Source organism: Caulobacter sp. P1_D6, assembly GCF_056406095.1.
Genome location: NZ_JBFUAW010000020.1, coordinates 1 through 19,852 on the forward strand (window position 1 = coordinate 1; position 19,852 = coordinate 19,852).

The following is a 19,852-nucleotide window of genomic DNA, read 5'->3' on the forward strand; positions in this document are numbered from 1 at the left end:
GGGCTGGGGTGGGGCGCGCCGGCGCGCCAAAGCGCTTCACCGTCAGCTGAACGAGGGGTTCCCGCCACAAGGGCGGGAATGACTGACTCAAAGAGTTCGGAGATTACCGGCGTCCGAGCCGCTGAAGGTCGATGACCCCAGGAACGCCCCGCGGGCGGAGGGCGGCTAGTAGCCCTCTTCCAGGCTGGCCAGACGCGCGGCCTGGTCCTCGGCGATCAGCGGCTTGATCACGTCGTCCAGGGCGTCGCCCTCCATCACCTTGGCCAGGTTGTAGAGGGTAAGGTTGATGCGGTGGTCGGTGACCCGGCCCTGCGGGAAGTTGTAGGTGCGGATGCGCTCGGAGCGGTCGCCGCTGCCGACCTGGCTCTTGCGGGCGTCCGAGCGGGCCGAGTCGAGGGCCTCGCGCTGCATGTCGTACAGCCGAGCCTTCAGGTTCTTCATGGCCCGGGCGCGGTTCTGGTGCTGCGACTTTTCCGAGCTGGTCACCACCACGCCGGTCGGCAAGTGGGTGATGCGCACGGCCGAGTCGGTCTTGTTGACGTGCTGGCCGCCGGCCCCCGACGAGCGGTAGGTGTCGATCCGCAGGTCGCTGTCGTTGATCTCGATCTCGACGTCCTCGGCCTCGGGCAGCACCGCGACGGTGGCGGCCGAGGTGTGGATGCGGCCCTGCGCCTCGGTGGCCGGCACGCGCTGGACGCGGTGCACGCCGCTCTCGAACTTCCAGCGGCCGAACACGCCGTCGCCGGTGACCGAGGCGATGATTTCCTTGTAGCCGCCCATCTCGCCTTCCGAGACGCTGTCGACCTCCACCTTCCAGCCCTGCAGCGTCGCGTAGCGCTGGTACATGCGGAACAGGTCGCCGGCGAACAGGGCGGCCTCGTCGCCGCCAGTGCCAGCCCGAACTTCTAGAATAGCGGAAGCGTTCTCGTCCTTGTCGCGCGGGGCCAGCATCAGGGCCAGCTCGCGCTCCATCAGCGGCAGCTTCTCGTCCAGCGCCTGGATCTCGTCGGCGACCATGGCCGCCATCTCCGGATCGCCGGCCATCTCCTCCAGTTCGGCGCGCTCGGCGCTCAGCTTGGCCAGGGCCTGGACGGATTCGGCCACCGGGCGCAGCTCGGCGTGCTCCTTGGAGAGCTTGACGATCTCGGCGCCGTCCGTCGCCGCGCCCATGCGGGCTTCGACTTCACGGAAGCGGTCGAGAACTTGGTCGAGGCGGGCCTGGGGCAGTCGCAAGGGGAAACGTCACGCTGTGGGAGATTGGGCGGTCTCTCTACCGCTCCGCACGCCCCGCGTCACCCCTTGGTCGGTCGCGGGCCGGCGCGGGGTTGTAAAGCTTCACCCCGCGCCCCCATCTGCCGGGGGCGGCGAAACATCCCCCGCGCCGCCTTTCGCTTTCGGAGCTTTCCATGCCCCTGTCGATGCACCGCGCCTCGGTCCCCGTCTTCGTCCGCGCCCTGAAGGTGCTGGCGAGCCTGCTCGAAAAGGGCGAGGCCCACGCCAAGGCCCAGGGCCAGGACCCGAACGACCTGGTCGCCGCCCGCCTGACCGAGGACATGCTGCCGCTGTCGGGCCAGGTGCAGCGCGCGTCGGACGCCTCCAAGGGCGCGGTGTCCCGCCTGACCGGCGTCGAGGCGCCCGCCATGCCCGACGAGGAAGCCACGTTCGCGGATCTTCAGAAGCGGGTCGCCGACACCCTGGCCTATATCGAAAGCGTCGATCCCAAGGCCTTCGAGGGCAGCGAGGACCGCATCGTCGAGCTGAAGCTGCCGGGCGGAACCCTGACCTTCACCGGCGAGGACTACCTGCTGACCTTCGCCCTGCCGAACTTCTTCTTCCACGTGGTCACCGCCTACGACGTGCTGCGTCACAAGGGCGTGCAGATCGGCAAGCTGGACTATATGGGGCCTGTGCGGAGCTAGTCGCACAAGCGCTGGGACAGGCGCATGCGCCTGTCCCCGTCCGTCGCTCCGACCGCTCCTACGGAACCGCCTTCACCTCGATCGACACCAGCATCCGCGGCGAGCGTCCCGGGCGCAGGTCGCCGTCGACCACCAGGCGGTAGGGACCTTCCTTGGCGTCCAGCGGCTGGCCGTCCTTGCTGTCGGCGATGATCACCGGATTGGCGCGATAGATCGGGTCGGTCTCGCCCAGCGAGTAGGTGCTGGTGAAGCCGTCCGAGCCCTTGGCGACCACCACCTGGTTCAGATAGCGGCCCATCAGCCGGTCGCCCGACACCACGCCCGCCTGCTTAAGGGCGGCGTTCAGCAGCGCGCCCTCGTAGGTGATCTGTTTGCCGTGGGCGGTGAACGTCGCCTTGGCGCGCGGCAGGGCTTTCAGGTCGGCGGGCGTCAGGATCACGGAGTCACGCCCCTGGACGGTGACCTTCAGGTCCTGGGCCAGGGCCAGGGCCGGCGTCGCGGCCAGGGTGATCAGGGCGGAGAGCAGGAGCGAGCGCATTGACCGGGACCTCATGTGAGGGCCCGATCTGGACTTGATCCGCCCCGCCGAACAAGCCCCCAACCTCCGCTCATCCCGGCGAATGCCGGGACCCAGATTCCATGGCGGCGTGGCGGATTGGAGAAGCTCAGCGCTTTTGGCGTCAGCCTCAAAGCCATTCCATCTGGGTCCCGGCCTTCGCCGGGAAGAGCGGATTTTAAAGAGGATCAGTACAGCAGCGTCTTCCCCAGCACCCCCGACCCGTCCGGCAGGGGCGAGATCTGCTTGATCATCACCTGCCCCGCCTTGGCGAACCAGAAGCGGGTCACCGGCATTTCCGGATGGTTGTAGTCGGCGGTGACCACCCAGCAGTCGACCTTGCCGCCGCCGGGCAGGTCCAGCACTTCGGAGCCGGCCACCTTGAACACATAGGCGGCCGGCGGACCGCCGCCCGGATGGGTGAAGACGATGCTGGCCTCGTAGCCCGCCGCCAGCGGCAAGGCCTGGATGAACTCCATGTCGGTCTCGAAGTTGAAGCTGGGCTGCGGCGAGGCGACCTCGAAATCCTTGGCCGCGTTGTCCGGCAGGTCCTTCAGGCCGACGATCTTGTCGGGCCTGAACGCGAAGCCCTCGACCTTGGCGACGCCGTCCTTCTGCGAGCGGCGGATGTGGGTCAGGGGACGGAAGGTGCCGACCTCGAACCAGCTGTCCAGCTGGCGGTCCGACGGCGTGGCGCCCACTCCGTCCCAGTGCTGGACGATGTGCAGGCGGCGCTGGCCGTCCTGGTCCTCGAAGCGCACCTCGCGGGTCCAGACGTCGGCGACGCGGATCGTGTCGCCGGCCTGCTTGAAGCGCAGGTAGCGGTGCACGCCGGGCTTGATGTTGGCGAAGCGGGCCAGCGGTTGGCCCACCGGCACCGGGGTGACGGCGGCCTGGGCCGTGGCGATACTTCCGGCCAACAGCAAGACGGCCAAAATGGCGGAACGGGCGGCGAGAGACATGGACAGCTCCGGATTTGGTGGCCGCACCAGACCTCAGGCGCCTTCTTCGCACCACTTAAGGTTCGGTAATGCGCCTCTAATTGATCCGTCATTCCCGCCCTTGTGCGGGAACCCCTGGTTCAGCTGACGGTGAGATCGCTTGGCGCGCCAGCGCGCCACACCACCGCCCTTGCGGCGGACAGAGGGGTTCCCGCCACAAGGGCGGGAATGACGGTTCTATTTTTGGGACGCATTTGAGTGCAACCAAGCGGCCCTAGCCGCGAGACGACCAGCGCGGCGTCGGCGGCAGGTCGGCCAGCACGCGCGGCGCTTCCTTGGACACCCCGGCCGGACGGGTCTCGACCACCAGCGGGTAGAGCGAGACCACCAGCAGGGCGGCCATGGTCAGGTTGAAGGCCCGCAGCACCGGCGGCCGGTCCAGGAACCGCCGCATGCCCTGGCCGAAACCGGCCCAGGCGGCGCTGCACGGCGCGCCGACCAGCATGAAGGTCCCGGCCACGAAGAACACCCCGATCGTCGAGCCCTCGGGCGTGTAGGTGGTGGCGGCGGTCAGGGCCATGGCCCAGGCCTTGGGATTGACCCACTGGAAGGCCGCGGCCTGCAGGAAGGTCATCGGCTTGGCGCCGGTCCCCTTGTCGGAAATCCCCGTGGCCGTGCCGATCTTCCAGGCCAGCCACAGCATGTAGGCGCCGCCCACCCACTTCAGCACGTCGTGCAGCACGGGCCAGGCCTTGAAAACGCCACCCAGGCCCAGCCCCATGGCCACGACCATAACGCCCAGACCCACGCTGATTCCCAGGATGTGCAGCACCGTGCGGCGGAACCCGAAGTTCGCGCCCGAGGCCAGAAGCATCATGTTGTTGGGACCGGGCGTGCCGGCGGTGGCGAAGGCGAACAGGGCGAAGGCGAGCAGAAGCTGGGCGGTCATGGCGGGCACTCCTCTGAGGCGGCGCCCCAACTTGAGGCAAGGCGTGACATACAGGGACGGAGGACAGGAATGTCACGGTCATCTTGCCAATTGCATCATGAGTCAAAACCTATATTGTTTCAGTGACAATTTTGGAGATCGCTGATGGCCGGCTGGACCCCGACCCTCTCGCCCGGCGAGGCGCCGCTGTATGAGCGCCTGCTGGACGCCCTGCGGGAGGACATCGCCTCGGGCGCCCTGAGCGAAGGCGATCGCCTGCCGCCGCAGCGCGACCTGGCCCACCGCCTGGGCCTGGGCCTGGGCACGGTGACCCGGGCCTATGTCGAGGCCGAGAAGGCCGGGCTGGTGCAGGCCCACGTCGGACGCGGCAGTTTCGTGCGCGGGGCGGCGTCGCAGACGCGCGCGGCCGTCCCGTCGGGACCGATCAACCTGGCCCAGAACATCGCGCCGCAGCGGGCCGCCGCCGACCATCTGGTCGACGCCCTGGCCAAGCTGCGGCGACGTCCCGACCTGCTGGACCACCTGGCCTACGCGCCCGTGGCGGGGCTGGAGACCCAGCGGCGGGCCGGCGCGGCCTGGCTGGCGCGAACGGGGGGGCTCGAGGGGGCGGACTGGACGCGGCTGGTCTGCTGCGCCGGCGCCCAGCAGGGCCTGGCCCTGGCGCTCGGCGCCCTGGCCCGGCCCGGGGGCACGGTGCTGTGCGAGGCCTCGACCTACCAGGGCGTCAAGGCCATCGCCGAGTATGGCGACCTGCGGCTGCGGGGCCTGGCCATGGACGCCGACGGCGTGCGGCCCGACGCGCTGGAGGCGGCCGCCCGGGACGGCGCGCGGGTGGCGGTCCTGCTGCCCACGCTGCAGAACCCCACCGGCCGGATCATGAGCCTGGACCGGCGTGAAGAGATCGTCGCCGTCGCCCGCAAGCACGACCTCTGGCTGGTCGAGGACGACATCTACGCGATCTATGCCGGCCCGAACCATCCGCCGCCCCTGGCCGTGCTGGCGCCCGAGCGTGTGTTCCACGTTTCGGGGGTGTCCAAGTCGCTGGCCCCGGGCCTGCGGGCCGGCTACCTGGTCACGCCCCCGGGCGAGCACCTGGACCGGGTGCTGCGCGCCGCCCGCGCCCTGACCTACGCCCCGCCGGCCCTCGGCGGGCTGATCGCCACCCAATGGATCGAGGACGGCACCGCCGACGTCATCGCCGCCGCCGGCGTGGCGGAGACGACCACCCGCCTGGCGATGGCGATGGCGTTCCTGGGCTCGGCGGCGGAGCCCCCGGCCTCGCCCGCCGCGCCCCACCTGTGGCTGCCGATGGGCGAGCTGGAGGCCGAACGCCTGGCCGGCCGGGCCCTGCGCGGCGGCGTCGAGGTCACCCCGCCCGGCGCCCCGGTCGTGGCGCCGGGCCTGGAGACCGGCGTCCGCATCTGCCTGGGCCCGGCGATGGACCTGGCCGAGCTGGAGCAAGGCCTGCGCGTCGTCGCGACGGCGCTGACCGGGGCGGACGAGCGCTCGCGGGCGGTGATCTGAGATTCCGGCCTGTTTGTTCTAGCGCTTCCGACCCCGGCGCCCGACACCACTTTCAGGACCAAGACACCACGAGGAGCCATCCATGGCCACCGCCACCGTCCGCATCGGCGAAGCCCGCTACGCCACCGCGATCACCACCGGCCGCCACGCCCTGACGGCCGACGAGCCCGAGCGCAACGGCGGGGCCGACGTCGGGCCGGCGCCGTTCGACCTGCTGCTGGCCTCGCTGGGCGCCTGCACGGCCATGACCCTGAAGATGTACGCCGAGCACAAGCAATGGCCGCTGGAGTCGCTGGAGGTCCAGCTGCACTACCACGGCGGCGAGACCCCGCCCCGGATCGAGCGCGTGCTGCTCCCGGCGGGTCCGCTGGACGAGGCGCAGCGGGCGCGGCTGGCGGATGTGGCCGAGCGGACGCCGGTGACCCTGGCCATCAAGGGCGGGGTGCCGATCCAGACGTCTTTGGGGTGATCGCTTGCCCCCACCTGGCGGCTTCGCCGCCTGTCCGCCCCCATGGGGGCGGAGGACGTCGAGCGCGGCTCCTCTTCCCTCTACGGGGGAAGAGGGCCGAAGGCCCGTAGGGGGCAAGTATTAGCCGCCCCTACTCGGCCGCGATCGCCTCGGCGTCGGCCGCGGCCTTCAGCTGGGCCGCGCGCTGTTCGACCAGCTCGACGATGTGGTCGATCATGCCGTCGTTGGACTGCTTGTGGTCGGGCTTGCCGGCCATGTAGACCATGCCCGAACCCGCGCCGCCGCCGGTGAAGCCCAGGTCGGTCATCAGCGCCTCGCCCGGCCCGTTGACCACGCAGCCGATGATCGACAGCGACATCGGCTGGCTGATGTGGGCCAGCCGCTGCTCCAGGGCCTCCACCGTCTTGATGACGTTGAAGCCCTGACGGGCGCACGACGGGCAGGCGATGATGTTGACGCCGCGGTGGCGCAGGCCCAGCGACTTGAGGATGTCGAAGCCGACCTTGATCTCTTCGACCGGATCGGCCGCCAGGGACACCCGGATGGTGTCGCCGATGCCGGCCCACAGCATCGAGCCGATGCCGATCGACGACTTGACCGTGCCGGTGCGCAGGGCCCCGGCCTCGGTGACGCCCAGGTGCAGCGGGCAGTCGATGCGCTCGGCCAGCTGGTAGTAGGCCGCCACCGTCATGAACGGGTCGGACGCCTTCACCGAGATCTTGAATTCGTGGAAGTCGTGGTCCTGCAGGATGCGGGCGTGGTTCAGGGCGCTCTCGACCATCGCGTCGGGGCAGGGCTCGCCGTACTTTTCCAGCAGTTCGCGCTCCAGCGAGCCGGCGTTGACGCCGATCCGCATCGAGCAGCCGTGGTCGCGGGCCGCCTGGATCACGTCGCGCACGCGGTCGGGCGAACCGATGTTGCCCGGATTGATCCGCAGGCAGGCCGCGCCGGCCTGGGCCGCCTCGATGCCGCGCTTGTAGTGGAAGTGGATGTCGGCCACGAGCGGCACCCGGCTCTCGCGGGCGATGGTCTTGAAGGCCGCCGTCGAGTCGGTGTCGGGGCACGAGACGCGGACGATGTCGGCGCCGGCCTCCTCCAGCTGGCGGATCTGCTCCAGCGTCGCGGCGGCGTCGCTGGTCAGGGTGTTGGTCATCGACTGGACGGTGATCGGCGCGTCGCCGCCCACCTCGACATTGCCGACGCGGATCTTCCGCGACTGGCGACGCTCGATCTGGCGCCAGGGACGAAGGTGGGTGTGGTCGGTGGCCATGCGCCCAATCTAAGGGGTTTGGCGGCGGAACCCAAGTCCGTCGCGCAAATGTCGCGGGCGCCATGATCCTGACTCGGGCGGGTGGTCTCTAGACGGTCCCTTGGACGGTTCTGGAGTTTCGATGAGCGGGCGACCGCAGCCGTACGATCCCCTGGTCCCCACGCCGGTCCGACGCCGGCGCGCGACGGCGGACGGCGTCATCGCCGGGGCGCTCAGCGTCGCGGCCCACGGCGCGCTGCTGCTGGCCCTGTGGACGGTGCGCGTCCAGCCGCCGATGGCCCCGGAGCCCGATCCGATCGTCGTGGCCCTGTATGAGCCGCCGCCGCCTCCGCCCGAGCCGCCGAAGCTGGCGCCCGAACCGGCCGGCGATCCGGCCCCGGCCAAGGTCTCGCCGCCCAAGCTGCCCGTGCGCCCACCGAAACTGGTCCCGCCGCCGGAGGTCGAGCCCCTGCCCGCCAAGCCCGCCCCCAGGCCGGTGGTGGTGGCCGAACTGGGCGAGGCCGAGCTGGCCGGCGCCGCGACCGCCGGCAGCGGTTCGGGCGCCGGCGGCGTCGGGAGCGGTCCGGGCGGCGGCGGTTGCGACATGGTCCGACTGCTGCAGGACGCCCTGCGCAAGAACCCGCGCGTCCGCGCCGCCCTGGCCCAGGTCCATCCCGAGGCCGCGGCCAAGGGCAAGGCGGTGCTGGTCTGGAACGGCGACTGGGTGCAGAGCCCGGGCCAGGAGGGCAAGGGCCTGGCGGGCGTGCGCGAGCTGATCATGCTGGAGGTGGCGTTCGCGCCCAAGGCCTGCCGCGACGACCCGATGCGCGGCCTGGTGCTGATCTCGCTCAGCGACGGCCCGGGCGCGCCAAGGCTGGCGCTGGGCTCACGGGCCTGGAACTGGTCGGATTTGCTGTTCGCGAAGTCGGGGCGGTCGCGGGGTTAGGGGGCTTCACGCTCCCCGCGTGCCGCTCAAATCGCTGTCATCCCGGACAAGCCCGGCGAAAGCCGGGCGCAGATCCGGGACCGCCGGAAGCGCTGAGCTCACGCGTCGGTCCCGGATCTTCGCGCTGCGCGCTCGTCCGGGATGACAGCCGTTTGGAGTGCTTAGCCCTGCGGCTTGGGCGGCTGGGCCGCGACCGGAGCAACCGGAGCCGTCGTCAGCTTGCCGAGCGAGGCCGTCAGGCCGGGCATGCGGCTGGTCAGGGCGCCGCCGTTGTAGACCTCGAAGGCGCCCGGGTCGGAGACCTCGGCGATCAGGCCGCCGTTGCGCGGGGCGCGGAACGCCTCGCCGGCCGCCATCCAGCGGCTGAAATAGATCGCGCCGCCGGCGTCGTGGACAGTCAGCGAGCCCGGCTTGCGGGCTTGCAGGATCAGGCCCGAGGCCTCGGCCGGGGCCGCGCCGTACATCGCGCCCTTGGCCCGGAACGGGGCGCCGACGTTGAACACCTGGTTGGGATCGACGCCGCTCTTGGCCGCTTCGGAGGCGCGGGCCTTGGAGGCGGCGCTGACGGCGTCGGCCGAACCGCCGTTGGCGGCGGCGTCGTCGAGGCCGGGGGTCTTGTAAGGCTCGGGCGTGGTCGATTCGACCGGGGCCGGCAGCGGCGCGCCCAGCGAGACCGAACCCGGCACGGCGTTGGGATCGACCGGCACGGCGGCGGGCGACGACACCGCGGCGGTCGCCTGCTCCTGGGCCACCTGGGCCGGCGGGGCGTCCTTGGCGATGGCGCGCTGGGCGACGTTCCACAGCACGATGGCGGCCACGATCAGCACGCCCAGCGCCAGGATCAGGCCCAGGCGCGGATCGCGTTCGTGACGCACGCCGACTGGGGCGCGCAGCGGCTCGCTGTCGTCGGGCACGTCGACCTTGAAGCGGGCCACGGCGGCGTCGCCGTCCAGGCCCAGCATCTTGGCGTAGGATTTCACATAGCCGATCGTGAACGGGCGCGAGGGCAGCTCATCCAGGCGCAGGTCCTCCAGCGCCTCGATATAGCTCATGCGGATGCGGGTGGCGTCGGCGACGTCCTGCAGGTTCAGGCCGCGAAATTCGCGGGCCGCGCGCAGGGCCGAACCGATGTCGACGCCGTAATCGATCGAAGGCTGGTGCGCGGCCATCGGCGCGTCTTCGCGCTCGCCGTCGGCGACCAGATGCAAGTGCGAGACCCTGCCCGTATCCAGCGGCATGGCTGCCATGAGACCCCAAATTCGCGTTATCGGAGAATTCAGCCCCCTGGGAGACCAACCCGACAACTTGCCCCACCCGTCCTAGCCGGGATTTGTTAATACTTTATGGTCGATATCAAAGTAAGTCGCCGGATTCAATACACTATAAGGCGGCGCTTGGTTAACCGTGGCCGTGTCTAGATGGCGACGTAAAGCTTGCGCGCCAGGGTTTCGATCTCGCCACGGAGCGATCCGGCCGAGGTCTTCAGCAGGGCCTCGACATTGCGCCGGGCGGCCTCGCGATCGCACGACAGCACCATCTGCTTGACCGGCCCGATGCCGGCCGGCGGCATCGACAGGCGGTCGAAACCCAAGGCCAGCAAGGCGAAAGCCTCCAATGGACGCCCCGCCATCTCGCCGCAGACCGAGACCGGGGTGCCGGTGTCGGCGCAGGCCTGCTGGATGGTCTTCAGCGCGCGCAGGGCGGCCGGCGACAGCGGATCGTAGCGGTCCGAAACCCTGGGATTGCCCCGATCGGCGGCGAACAAGTACTGCATCAGGTCGTTGGTGCCGACCGAAACGAAGTCCGTCATCGGCAATAGCGCGTCGAGATGCCACAGCAGCGAGGGGGCCTCGATCATCGCCCCGACGTCCAGGCGGGCCGGCTCGGGCCGGCCACGCTTCAGGGCCCAGGCGACTTCCTGGTCGACGAAGGCGCGGGCGGCGCGGAACTCGTCCACATTGGCCACCAGCGGGAACATGATCCGCAGCTCGCGGCCCCGCGCGGCCTTGATCAGGGCGCGGATCTGCATGCGCAGCAGGGCCGGCCGGTCCAGGCCCATGCGGATGGCGCGCCAGCCCAGCGCCGGATTGTCCTCGCGCTCCAGCTCCATGTACGGCAGCAGCTTGTCGCCGCCGAGGTCCAGGGTGCGGAAGGTGACCGGCATGCCGTCGGCGGCCTCCAGCACCTTCTCGTAGAGGCTGGTCTGAGCCTCGAGCCGGGGCATCTCCTCGGCGACCATGAACTGGAATTCGGTGCGGAACAGGCCGATGCCCTCCGCGCCCGTCTCGCCCAGGATGTCCAGGTCGACGGCCAGGCCGGCATTCATCAGCAGGGTGACCTTGTCGCCGTCCTTGGTCACCGCCGGCGTGTCGCGGATCCGGGCGAACTCGGCCTTGCGCTGGGCGCGGACCTCCATCCGGGCCTTCAGCGCCTTGATCACGTCGGCGCGCGGCCGCAGCCAGGCCTCGGCCGTCTCGGCGTCGACCACCACGGGGTCGCCCTCGCTGACCCGGTCGCGCAGGCCGGCCAGGCGGCCGACGCAGGGGATGTCCAGGGCCCTGGCCACGATGCCGGCGTGGCTGGCGGCCGAGCCTTCCTCCAGCAGGATGCCCTTGAGCTTGGTGCGGTCGTATTCCAGCAGATCGGCGGGACCCAGGTTCCGGGCGATCAGGATCGCGTCCTCGGGCAGCACGCGCACGGCGTGGACGTCGCCCGACAGGTGGCGCAGCAGCCGGTCGTTCAGGTCTTCCAGATCGTGCAGGCGCTCGCGCAGATAGGGGTCGCGGGCCTGGCCCAGGCGGGCGCGGTGCTCCGACCTCACACGTTCGACCGCGGCCTCGGCGGTCAGCCCCGAGCGCACGGCCTCCTGCAGCGACCGGTTCCAGCCCCGGTCGTGGGCGAACATCCGGTAGGTCTCGAGAACCTCGTAGCTGGCGCCGACCAGGCCGTGCTGGCCTTCCAGCATCTCGTCGATCTGGGTCTGCAGCGCCTCGATGGCCCATTTCAGCCGGGCCTCCTCGGCCAGGGCGTCGTCCGACAGCAGCTGTTCGGGGGCCACCGGCTGCTCGTGCAGCACGGCCACGCCGTAAGCCAGGCCTTCCGCGAAGCGCGCGCCCTTCAGCCGCTCGGGCTTGTGCGGCGCGATCTCGACGTCCTTGAGTTCGGTCAGGCCCAGCAGTTCGCCGGCGCTGACCATCTCGGCCAGGACCATGGCGATGATCTGCAGGTCCTCGACCTCCTCCTCGTCATAGACCCGCTCGGTGCGGTTCTGGACGACCAGCACGCCGATGGTGCGGCCGCCGCGCAGCAGCGGCACGGCCAGGAAGGCGTGGTAGGGATCTTCGCCGGTTTCCGGGCGGTACGAGAACGACGGGTGGCTGGCGGCGTCGGACAGGTTCAGCGGCCGGCCCAGGCGCATGGTCTCGCCGACCAGGCCCTCGCCCGGCTTCATGCGGGTGACGTGGACGGCGTCGCGCGACAGGCCTTCGGTGGCGAACAGCTCCAGGTCGCCCGAGGCGCGGCGCAGATAGATCGAGCAGACCTCGGCGACCATCGAGATGGCGATGGTGCGCACCACCATGTCGAGCTTGGCCTGGGCGGGTCCGCCACCGGCCATGGCCTCGCGAATCTGCCGAAGCAGGCTGCGTGGTCCCCGAACAGCGATCCCGGACGCCGCCATGTTTGCGCGCGCACTCCCCACCTTGACCGGTTGGCCATACTGGCCGCCCTTTGGCCTTGGTCCGATACGGCCGCTCCCGACAGAACGCGTCGAAGGTTAAGAAGCCGCATCGCCCTCAGGCGGGCTATAGCAGATTTCGCGCTGCGCACAGCGTTCGCTCGCGGTCAAATCGTGGTTCGCGCACGAAAAAGGCGCCGCCCCCGGAGGGACGGCGCCGGTCGTTTCGGCTGGGAGGCGGTTAGCGGCGCTGGCCGTAGTAGCCGTTCCCATACTGGCCGCCGTCCTGACGGTAGCCGGTGTTGTAGCGGTCGTTGCGACGGTCGCGGCCGTAGCCGTTGTTGTACGACTGGCCCCGGCCGTTGTTGTAGCCGTAGCCGCTGTTGTAGCTCGACCCGTAGCCGTTGCCGTAACGGGTGTCGCGATAGCCGCTGGAATAGCGATGATCGCGGTCGTTGTTGCCGGTCGAGGCGCCCAAGGCGGCCCCGGCGACGGCGCCGATCGCGATGCCGCCCTTGTCGCCGTCCGACAGCGCCGCGCCGGCGATGCCGCCGATCAGGGCGCCGATGATGGCGCGTTCGGTCTTGTTGCTCTTGTCGCCGGCGAAGGCGGCCGAGGCGGGCAGGACCAGGGCGCCGGTCACGGCCGCGGCGACGGCGATCTTCGTGAACTTGGTGGTCTTCATGGCACTTGCTCCAATTCGAAGCGTCATGTCCGGGGAAGTCCGGTTCGGCGCTGTTGAAGCCTTTATGTGCCTTGGCCTTTGAACCCGATCTGAACGGTGATGTTCAGCTAACAGTCATGTTTGGGGGACGGGCTGGAGCACCCCCTCTCCCGCTAAAACCTGTCATCCCGGACGAGCGCGTAGCGCGAAGATCCGGGACCGCCGGAAGCGCGGCGCTCAGGCGTCGGTCCCGGGTCTTCGCTTCGCTACGCCCGGGATGACAGGCAAAAAGATGGAGGAAGGTTGGGCGCCCTACTCCGCCGGATGCCCCTGCGCCTCCGGCCGATGCAGGTGCACCGACCACAGCACGCCGGCCAGCATCAGGACGATGGCGGCGGCCTCCAGCGGCAGCGGCCAGCGGGCTTCGTGCAGGAAGCCGTAGATCAGGGCGAACAGGGTCTCGAACACGATCAGCTGGCCCGACAGGCTGAGGGGCAGCAGGCGGCTGGCGGCGTTCCACAGGCCGTTGCCGATCACCGAAGCGCCCAGGGCCACGGCCAGGCTGACGCCCCAGAACAGCATCCAGGCGTCCAGGACATGCGGCGCTCCGCCCAGGAAGGCCGGAACCACCAGCAGCAGCGACAGCAGGCCGGTGACCACCCCGGTCAGCAGCGACCACTCGTGGCTGTTGAAGCGCGGGGTGGCGGCCAGGCGGCGGGCGTTCCAGACGGCGTAGACCGTCCACACCGCCAGGGCCCCGACCGCCGCCAGCAGGCCCAGCACCAGCCGTCCGACGCCCACGCCGGCGGCGGTCTGGAAGGCCGCGATGTTGATGCAGACAACGCCCGCTCCGACCAGCAGCAGCGGCGCGGCCAGCCGGCGCAGGGCCACGCCCTCCCCCGGTTTGGCGCCGACCAGGGTGATGGTCACCGGCAGCAGCCCGATGATCAGCGAGGCGGGGGCGACCCCGGCGATCTGCACCGACATCGCCAGGAACACGTAGTAGACGATGTTGCCCAGCAGGCTCAGCGCCGCTAGGTCGCGCCAGTCGGCCAGGGTAAGCCGGGCCAGCACCCCGCGCGCGACGGGGGCCAGCAGGACCGCCGAGGCCAGGCCGTAGCAGAGATAGCGCGCGGCGGTCATCTGCAGCGGCGTGAAGGCGTGGAGCAGCTTGGGCGCCAGGAACACCCCGCCCCAGAACGCCCCCGCGACGAGGCCGCAGAGAAGTCCGATCGCGAGGCGCTGCTGTTGGCTCATGCCCTGGACCTAGCAGAGCCCGCTCCAGGAGGCTTGGCGAAAGCTCCCGGAGATTGGGCACGGCGTCCCAATGGCCTCCTCTTCAACCATCCAAACGTTGTTATCCCGGATCTGCGCGCTGCGCGCTTGTCCGGGATGACAACCGTTTTGTCCCTAAGCCGCCGCTGTCGCCTCCGCATACGGCGCCGCCTGGGCCGCCAGGGCGCGGTGGAAGGCCGGGCGGGCCTCGCAGCGGCGGACATAGGCGTCCAGCACCGGGTTCGACGTCACCAGGTCGGTGTTGCGCGGGATGCGCAGGACCGTGGTCATCATCAGGTCGGCGGCCGTGAAGCGGTCGTCCTCCAGGTACTCGCGGCCGTCCAGCCAGGCGGCCAGCCCTTCCAGGCGCTTGACCGCGAAGGCCACCGCGCCGGGGCGACGTTCCTTGGCCCAGGCCTCGTTCGGGTAGAACAGGTCGATATGGATCACGTTCTCCAGCGCCGGCTCGACCGAGTTGAGGGCCGCGAACAGCCAGGTGTTCATCCGCAGCCGCCCCTCGGGGTCCAGCGGCGACAGGGTCGGCGAGCGCTCGGCGATGTGCTGGACGATGGCGCCGGTCTCGAACATCACGAAGTCGCCCTCCTGGAAGTAGGGCACCTGGCCGAACGGCTGCAGGGCGCGATAGGCGGCGGTGTTCTTGTCCTCCTGCTCCAGCAGCCGCGCCTGATAGGGGATGCCCGCTTCCTCCAGCGCCCAACGCACGCGCAGATCGCGCACCAGGCCCTGGGCGAAGGGCGGCACCATGCCGAACGCACTGATCGTGATCATCTCGATGCTCCTCGTTGCGGGCCCCACGGGCCTTCGAGGAGAAGTCGCGCCAGGGCGCGCGATTTCGACAGGGGCTGGGAAAAAATCTGGAGGTCGAGCTAGCGCGAACCGCGCCGCCACGCGGCCGGCGTCACCCCAAGCCGGCTCCGCATGGCCCGGGTCAGGGCGCTCTGGTCGGCGTGGCCGGTGCGCGCGGCGATCTGGGCGATCGACAGGCGAGTGTCGGTCAGCAGGCGCTGGGCCGCGCGCAGGCGGGTGTCGGCCAACTGTCCGTGCGGCGAGCGGCCGAACGCCGCGGCGAAGCCGGCGAAGAACCGGCTCTGGCTCATGCCCGCCTCGGCCGCCAGGTCGGCGACCGCCAGCGGCCGGGCGAAGTCGCGCTCGATCAGGGCGGCGGCGCGGGCCAGGCGTGGATCCGGTCCCAATCCAGACTCGGGCCCGCCGGCCGCCAGGGCCCGCAGCAGCAGCGGGGCCCACAGGGCCGCCACCTCGTCCTCGACCTCGCGCGCCGCGTCGCCGCAGACGAAGTCCAGCAGGCCGCGCACCGGGGCGTTCACCGGCAGGAAGGCGCGATCCCGCAGGGCCTCGAACGGGGCGATCAGGTCGGCGCCGATATTGGCCACCACGAACAGGTTGTCGCCGTCGGCGGCGAAGGCGTGGCGGGTTCCGCAGCGGACCAGGGCCGCCTGGCCGGCCTGGACCCGGCCGCCGCGCCCGTCGATCTCCATCTCCAGCACGCCCCGGCGCGGCAGGACGATCTGGTCGAAGTCGTCGTGGGCGTGCGGATCGGCGTCGGCGCCGTAGCGGCGAAGGGAAAGCTGGGCGGGGCGGCCGTTCAGTCCATGGTCCATCGCCGCCGCCTTCCCTATCTCGTCAGCCGTGCCCCGGCATGGCCAGGGGCTCGCTGATCGCTTCCACCAGTTGCTTGGCCTGTTCGACCGCGCCGTCGATGTCGCGCTCGATGAACTCGACCTCGGCGTCCGTCAGGGGATGTGGGGCGGCGATGACCTCGCGCAAATAGGCGCGCTTCTCGGGCTCGGTCATGGTCCACCAGCCGACGGTGTGGCCCTCCTCGATCACCGCGTCGCCCATGGCCAGCAGGTCGTCCTCGTCGAAGATCGGCCGGCCGGGCTGCTCGGGGAACCACTGGCCGTCGTCGGGCAGGAACTTGTCCAGCTGCTTGAGCAGGGCCGCCAGCCAAGGGCTGACCAGCAGGGGCTTCTCGTAGCCGTCGCCAAACTTGGCCCGCAGCAGCAGGTCGTACAGCAGGTCCAGCCCCGCATCGCCCTCGAACGTGACGGACTTCTTCTCGGGATCGAAATGGAAGACCGACATGGAGGCTCCTGAAGGGGATTCGAGGCCCTTCATACCGTCAGAACGCGACGTTTCGCTAACGGCGAAACGTCGCCTCCCCCCAGCAAGGCTACAGCTGGTCCAGCCCGTAGGCCGCGTGCAGGGCCCGAACGGCCAGTTCGGTGTAGGCCGCGTCGATCAGGACCGAGATCTTGATCTCCGAGGTCGAGATGACCTGGATGTTGATGTTCTTCTCGGCCAGGGCCTGGAACATCGACTGGGCCACGCCGGCGTGCGAACGCATGCCCACGCCGATCACCGACACCTTGGCCACGTCCTCGTTGACGGCCACGTCCTCGAAGCCGATCTCCTTCTGGGCGGCGCGGACGATCTCGACGGCGCGGACGGCGTCGCGCTTGCCGACCGTGAACTCCATGTTGGCGGTGTCGGCGCTGCGGGCGCGCGACTGCACGATCATGTCGACGTTCACATTGGCGTCGGCCAGGCGGCCGAAGATCTGCGACGACACGCCCGGATGGTCGGGCAGGCCCAGCAGGGTGATCTTGGCCTCGTCGCGGCTATAGGCGACGCCCGAGACGATGCGCTTTTCCATGATTTCTTCCTCGTCGCAGACGATCGTACCTTGGCCCGGGGCTTCGCCCGGCTCGACGAAACTTGACAGCACCCGCACCGGGACGCGATGGGCCATGGCCATCTCGACCGAGCGGGTCTGCAGCACCTTGGCCCCCAGCGAGGCCATTTCCAGCATTTCCTCGTACGAGATCTTGGCCAGCTTGCGGGCCTTGCTCTCGATCCGGGGATCGGTCGTGTAGACGCCGTCGACGTCCGTATAGATGTCGCAGTCGCCCTTGATCGCGGCGGCGATGGCCACGGCGCTGGTGTCCGAGCCGCCCCGGCCCAGGGTGGTGATGCGCCGGTCGCTGGTCACGCCCTGGAAGCCGGCGATCACGGCGATCTGGCCGGCCGCGAAACAGGCCTCCAGATTGGCCGGCGGGATCTCTTCGATGCGGGCCCGGCCGTGGGCGTCGTCGGTCAGGATCGGCACCTGCCAGCCCAGGAACGAGCGGGCGTTCAGGCCCATGTTGCGCAAGGTCATGGCCAGCAGGCCGGCCGTGACCTGTTCGCCGGACGCCACGACGGCGTCGTACTCGTCGTCGGATTCAGGCAGGCCCTGGGCCGCGCGGCCCGAGCCGTCGGTCCACGCCACCAGCTCGTTGGTCTTGCCCGACATGGCCGAGACCACCACCGCGACCTGCTTGCCCGTGGCCACTTCGGCCGCGACCAGGCGCGCCACCCGGCGGATGCGCTCCAGGTCGGCCACCGAGGTGCCGCCGAACTTCATCACCAGACGTGACACGCCCTACCCCGTAAAAACCTAAGGTCAATTCTTGCGCCGGGAGCGGACGAACCGCGCCGCTCGCGCAAGGCGTGGTCTTCTAGCGGCGCGGAGGCGCAACGGCAATGTCGCGCGGGTGTCTTTTTCGTCGAGTGTGACGCCATGCCCTGTGCCGCTTGCCACGTCGTTGCTACATGAGGAGCATGAGCCAGTCCGCCGACGCGCCCCCTTCCGCCGGAAACGCCCCCTCCTGGAGCATCGACCCCGCCGACGTGGCGCGGTTCTCGGCCATCGCCGCGGAGTGGTGGGACCCGCACGGTAAGTTCGCGCCGCTGCACGTGTTCAACCCCTGCCGGCTGGGCTTCATCCGCGAGCAGGCGCTCGAGCGGTTTGACCGCGACGGCAATGCTCGCACCCCGTTCGAGGGCCTGTCGCTGCTGGACATCGGCTGCGGCGGCGGCCTGCTGAGCGAGCCGATGGCGCGGCTGGGCTTCACCGTCACCGCGATCGACGCCTCGGAGAACAACATCAAGACCGCCGCCGCCCACGCGGCCGAGCAAGGGATCGAGATCGGCTATCGCCCGGCCACCGCCGAACAGCTGCTGGCCGAGGGCGCGGGGCCGTTCGACGTGGTGCTGACCATGGAGGTCATCGAGCACGTGGCCGATCCGGGGGAATTCCTGCGCACCTGCGCCAGGCTGCTGAAGCCCGGCGGCCTGTTGATCGTCGCCACCCTGAACCGCACGCTGAAGGCCCTGGCCCTGGCCAAGATCGGCGCCGAATACGTGCTGCGCTGGGTGCCGCCCGGCACCCACGACTGGAAGCAGTTCCTCAAGCCCGACGAACTGCGCGCCTTCCTGGCCGGCGAACCCGTCCGGGTGCACGGCCCGTACGGCGTGGCCTACAACCCGCTGACCGGCCGCTGGAGCCGTTCGGTCGACTGCGACATCAACTACATGATGACCGTCACCAAGGACTAGGCGCCCCGCAGGCAAGACGCTCCAGAGACAAGATGGGGGCGCTCCAGCGTCGAAACGGAACCTGTACCGCTGTCGCGCCTTCTATTGGCCAGGGACACCCTGCAAAGGATTGGCGGCTCGTTTCGGGGGCCAGACGTCGATCCGTTCGTCGGAACGGAGAGAGCTATCATGACTTCCAAGACCACTGTGTGGCTGATGGCCTCGGCCGTCGCCCTGAGCACCGCCGCGCCTGTTTTCGCCCAGTCGGCTGACGCGGCCTACCAGCAGCGCCTGGAAACCTACGGCGACCAGCGCGCCGCCTATGACGAGCGCTCGGCCGACTATCGCTCCCAGCAGAAGGCCTACCAGGCCGAACGCGCCAAGTACGAACGGGCCCGCGCCGACTATGACCGTCGCTACGGCTCGGGAGCCTACGACCGCCGCTATCCGCAGTACGCCACCCGCTTCGACAGCCCCGGCTATCAGAACAGCTCGGACTATTATCGCGAGCAGACCGCCTTCGATCACGACCGCCAGGTCTATGAGGACACCCGCCGCGACTACGACCGTCGCAACGGCAACGGCGCCTATGACCGTCGCTATCCGGATCAAGCCCGGCGCTTCAGCGTCAACGGGAGCGGCTACACCACCAGCAACAGCGACTATCTGAGCCAGCGCGCCCAGTATGAACGCGATCGCGCCGACTACGAGCGGTCGCGCGCCGATTACGACCGTCGCTACGGCTCGGGCTCGTATGATCGCCGCTATCCCGACTACGCCACCCGCTACAGCGCGCCCTATGCCGGCGGCTACGGCGACAACGTCTCGTACAACGAGCCCTGCCGCACCGACGCCAAGAAGAACGCCACCGCCGGCGGCGTGATCGGCGCCCTGGTCGGAGCCGTGGCCGGCTCGAACATCGCCGCCCGCAACGCCAAGCCGGAAGGCACCGTGCTGGGCGCCCTGGTCGGCGCGGGCATCGGCGCCAGCATCGGCAACGCCTCGGCCAAGGGCCGCTGCGACACCGCCGGCCAGTACTGGACCTATGACGACACCGTGCCCTATCGCGAAAGCAGCCGCTATCGCGCCAGCTCCAGCGCCGTCTACGACAACTATTCCAAGCGCTGCCGCCTGGCCCCGGCCGACACCGACTACAACGGCCGCGTCGAGACCCGCTACGTCCGCGTCTGCCCCGACAGCGAGGGCCGCTATCGCGTCCAGGGCTGACCGGCGCCCGACCTGACGCGGAGATGAACGGCGGCGCCGCCGTCGTTTCATCCCCCGTT

General features: G+C 70.0%; 19 protein-coding genes. 6 read left to right on the top strand and 13 right to left on the bottom strand.

Annotation, left to right across the window (positions count from 1 at the left end; translation table 11 throughout):
• Window positions 1-165: 165 nt before the first annotated feature.
• Window positions 166-1,233 (bottom strand): peptide chain release factor 1, encoded by a 1,068-nt coding sequence (prfA, locus tag AC1DYP_RS12605; protein ID WP_477046622.1) that lies wholly within the window; start codon window positions 1,231-1,233, stop codon window positions 166-168.
• Between the two features lie 173 nt (window positions 1,234-1,406).
• Between prfA and AC1DYP_RS12610 the strand changes: the two genes are divergently transcribed.
• A complete protein-coding gene (locus AC1DYP_RS12610; RefSeq protein WP_477046623.1) occupies window positions 1,407-1,919 on the top strand; it encodes a DUF1993 domain-containing protein in 513 nt (170 codons plus the stop codon).
• A 58-nt stretch (window positions 1,920-1,977) separates the two neighbouring features.
• Here AC1DYP_RS12610 and AC1DYP_RS12615 read toward each other — a convergent pair whose 3' ends face one another.
• The 3 genes from AC1DYP_RS12615 to AC1DYP_RS12625 form a co-directional block, all read right to left on the bottom strand.
• Window positions 1,978-2,457: a molybdopterin-dependent oxidoreductase gene (locus AC1DYP_RS12615; protein ID WP_477046624.1), complete on the bottom strand. Its 480-nt coding sequence runs from the start codon at window positions 2,455-2,457 to the stop codon at window positions 1,978-1,980.
• 206 nt (window positions 2,458-2,663) lie between these two features.
• Window positions 2,664-3,437 carry a DUF3108 domain-containing protein gene (locus tag AC1DYP_RS12620; protein ID WP_477046625.1) on the bottom strand — a complete coding sequence of 258 codons (774 nt, stop codon included), beginning with the start codon at window positions 3,435-3,437 and terminating at the stop codon, window positions 2,664-2,666.
• A gap of 253 nt (window positions 3,438-3,690) precedes the next feature.
• Complete coding sequence (locus tag AC1DYP_RS12625) at window positions 3,691-4,365, bottom strand: LysE family translocator (RefSeq protein ID WP_477046626.1); 675 nt, start codon at window positions 4,363-4,365, stop codon at window positions 3,691-3,693.
• Between the two features lie 144 nt (window positions 4,366-4,509).
• Here AC1DYP_RS12625 and AC1DYP_RS12630 point away from each other — a divergent pair, with 144 nt between their 5' ends.
• On the top strand, window positions 4,510-5,889 hold the full coding sequence (locus AC1DYP_RS12630; RefSeq protein WP_477046627.1) for an aminotransferase-like domain-containing protein: 1,380 nt from the start codon (window positions 4,510-4,512) through the stop codon (window positions 5,887-5,889).
• An 82-nt stretch (window positions 5,890-5,971) separates the two neighbouring features.
• A complete protein-coding gene (locus AC1DYP_RS12635) occupies window positions 5,972-6,358 on the top strand; it encodes an OsmC family protein (protein ID WP_477032549.1) in 387 nt (128 codons plus the stop codon).
• A gap of 130 nt (window positions 6,359-6,488) precedes the next feature.
• Here the strand turns inward: AC1DYP_RS12635 and ispG are convergent, their stop codons facing one another.
• Window positions 6,489-7,628, bottom strand: coding sequence for a flavodoxin-dependent (E)-4-hydroxy-3-methylbut-2-enyl-diphosphate synthase (gene ispG / locus AC1DYP_RS12640; RefSeq protein WP_477032550.1), 1,140 nt, complete (start codon window positions 7,626-7,628; stop codon window positions 6,489-6,491).
• A 121-nt stretch (window positions 7,629-7,749) separates the two neighbouring features.
• Here ispG and AC1DYP_RS12645 point away from each other — a divergent pair, with 121 nt between their 5' ends.
• Window positions 7,750-8,553, top strand: a complete 804-nt coding sequence (locus AC1DYP_RS12645; protein ID WP_477046628.1) for a hypothetical protein — start codon at window positions 7,750-7,752, stop codon at window positions 8,551-8,553.
• A 161-nt stretch (window positions 8,554-8,714) separates the two neighbouring features.
• On the opposite strand, the gene AC1DYP_RS12650 is transcribed toward AC1DYP_RS12645, so the two are convergent.
• From AC1DYP_RS12650 to AC1DYP_RS12685, 8 genes are all read right to left on the bottom strand, one after another.
• The gene (locus tag AC1DYP_RS12650; RefSeq protein ID WP_477046629.1) at window positions 8,715-9,800 is read right to left on the bottom strand and encodes a helix-turn-helix domain-containing protein; all 1,086 of its coding nucleotides are present in this window, start codon (window positions 9,798-9,800) and stop codon (window positions 8,715-8,717) included.
• Between the two features lie 167 nt (window positions 9,801-9,967).
• Window positions 9,968-12,232 (bottom strand): phosphoenolpyruvate--protein phosphotransferase, encoded by a 2,265-nt coding sequence (gene ptsP, locus AC1DYP_RS12655; protein WP_477032553.1) that lies wholly within the window; start codon window positions 12,230-12,232, stop codon window positions 9,968-9,970.
• A gap of 238 nt (window positions 12,233-12,470) precedes the next feature.
• Window positions 12,471-12,914: a glycine zipper 2TM domain-containing protein gene (locus AC1DYP_RS12660; protein ID WP_477046630.1), complete on the bottom strand. Its 444-nt coding sequence runs from the start codon at window positions 12,912-12,914 to the stop codon at window positions 12,471-12,473.
• A gap of 291 nt (window positions 12,915-13,205) precedes the next feature.
• A complete protein-coding gene (locus AC1DYP_RS12665) occupies window positions 13,206-14,150 on the bottom strand; it encodes a DMT family transporter (protein ID WP_477046631.1) in 945 nt (314 codons plus the stop codon).
• A gap of 153 nt (window positions 14,151-14,303) precedes the next feature.
• Window positions 14,304-14,957 (bottom strand): glutathione S-transferase family protein, encoded by a 654-nt coding sequence (locus AC1DYP_RS12670; protein WP_477032556.1) that lies wholly within the window; start codon window positions 14,955-14,957, stop codon window positions 14,304-14,306.
• 98 nt (window positions 14,958-15,055) lie between these two features.
• Window positions 15,056-15,808, bottom strand: a complete 753-nt coding sequence (locus tag AC1DYP_RS12675; RefSeq protein WP_477046632.1) for a helix-turn-helix domain-containing protein — start codon at window positions 15,806-15,808, stop codon at window positions 15,056-15,058.
• Window positions 15,809-15,830: 22 nt separating this feature from the next.
• Window positions 15,831-16,292, bottom strand: coding sequence for a hypothetical protein (locus tag AC1DYP_RS12680; RefSeq protein ID WP_477046633.1), 462 nt, complete (start codon window positions 16,290-16,292; stop codon window positions 15,831-15,833).
• Window positions 16,293-16,380: 88 nt separating this feature from the next.
• Entirely contained in the window at window positions 16,381-17,628 is a 1,248-nt protein-coding gene (locus AC1DYP_RS12685) for an aspartate kinase (RefSeq protein ID WP_477046634.1), read from the bottom strand.
• A gap of 182 nt (window positions 17,629-17,810) precedes the next feature.
• Here AC1DYP_RS12685 and ubiG point away from each other — a divergent pair, with 182 nt between their 5' ends.
• Window positions 17,811-18,587, top strand: a complete 777-nt coding sequence (ubiG, locus tag AC1DYP_RS12690; RefSeq protein WP_477046635.1) for a bifunctional 2-polyprenyl-6-hydroxyphenol methylase/3-demethylubiquinol 3-O-methyltransferase UbiG — start codon at window positions 17,811-17,813, stop codon at window positions 18,585-18,587.
• A gap of 168 nt (window positions 18,588-18,755) precedes the next feature.
• Window positions 18,756-19,793, top strand: a complete 1,038-nt coding sequence (locus AC1DYP_RS12695) for a glycine zipper 2TM domain-containing protein (RefSeq protein ID WP_477046636.1) — start codon at window positions 18,756-18,758, stop codon at window positions 19,791-19,793.
• Window positions 19,794-19,852 lie beyond the last annotated feature (59 nt).

What these genes read in the sequence shown, in the direction of transcription:
- AC1DYP_RS12680 (WP_477046633.1), bottom strand. Translation starts at nt 16,292, where the DNA reads ATGTCGGTCTTCCATTTCGATCCCGAGAAGAAGTCCGTCACGTTCGAG.
- AC1DYP_RS12615 (WP_477046624.1), bottom strand. Translation starts at nt 2,457, where the DNA reads ATGCGCTCGCTCCTGCTCTCCGCCCTGATCACCCTGGCCGCGACGCCG.
- AC1DYP_RS12665 (WP_477046631.1), bottom strand. Translation starts at nt 14,150, where the DNA reads ATGAGCCAACAGCAGCGCCTCGCGATCGGACTTCTCTGCGGCCTCGTC.
- AC1DYP_RS12670 (WP_477032556.1), bottom strand. Translation starts at nt 14,957, where the DNA reads ATGATCACGATCAGTGCGTTCGGCATGGTGCCGCCCTTCGCCCAGGGC.
- AC1DYP_RS12645 (WP_477046628.1), top strand. Translation starts at nt 7,750, where the DNA reads ATGAGCGGGCGACCGCAGCCGTACGATCCCCTGGTCCCCACGCCGGTC.
- ispG (WP_477032550.1), bottom strand. Translation starts at nt 7,628, where the DNA reads ATGGCCACCGACCACACCCACCTTCGTCCCTGGCGCCAGATCGAGCGT.
- AC1DYP_RS12695 (WP_477046636.1), top strand. Translation starts at nt 18,756, where the DNA reads ATGACTTCCAAGACCACTGTGTGGCTGATGGCCTCGGCCGTCGCCCTG.
- AC1DYP_RS12635 (WP_477032549.1), top strand. Translation starts at nt 5,972, where the DNA reads ATGGCCACCGCCACCGTCCGCATCGGCGAAGCCCGCTACGCCACCGCG.
- ubiG (WP_477046635.1), top strand. Translation starts at nt 17,811, where the DNA reads ATGAGCCAGTCCGCCGACGCGCCCCCTTCCGCCGGAAACGCCCCCTCC.
- AC1DYP_RS12625 (WP_477046626.1), bottom strand. Translation starts at nt 4,365, where the DNA reads ATGACCGCCCAGCTTCTGCTCGCCTTCGCCCTGTTCGCCTTCGCCACC.
- AC1DYP_RS12650 (WP_477046629.1), bottom strand. Translation starts at nt 9,800, where the DNA reads ATGGCAGCCATGCCGCTGGATACGGGCAGGGTCTCGCACTTGCATCTG.
- AC1DYP_RS12630 (WP_477046627.1), top strand. Translation starts at nt 4,510, where the DNA reads ATGGCCGGCTGGACCCCGACCCTCTCGCCCGGCGAGGCGCCGCTGTAT.
- AC1DYP_RS12675 (WP_477046632.1), bottom strand. Translation starts at nt 15,808, where the DNA reads ATGGACCATGGACTGAACGGCCGCCCCGCCCAGCTTTCCCTTCGCCGC.
- AC1DYP_RS12610 (WP_477046623.1), top strand. Translation starts at nt 1,407, where the DNA reads ATGCCCCTGTCGATGCACCGCGCCTCGGTCCCCGTCTTCGTCCGCGCC.
- AC1DYP_RS12620 (WP_477046625.1), bottom strand. Translation starts at nt 3,437, where the DNA reads ATGTCTCTCGCCGCCCGTTCCGCCATTTTGGCCGTCTTGCTGTTGGCC.
- AC1DYP_RS12660 (WP_477046630.1), bottom strand. Translation starts at nt 12,914, where the DNA reads ATGAAGACCACCAAGTTCACGAAGATCGCCGTCGCCGCGGCCGTGACC.
- ptsP (WP_477032553.1), bottom strand. Translation starts at nt 12,232, where the DNA reads ATGGCGGCGTCCGGGATCGCTGTTCGGGGACCACGCAGCCTGCTTCGG.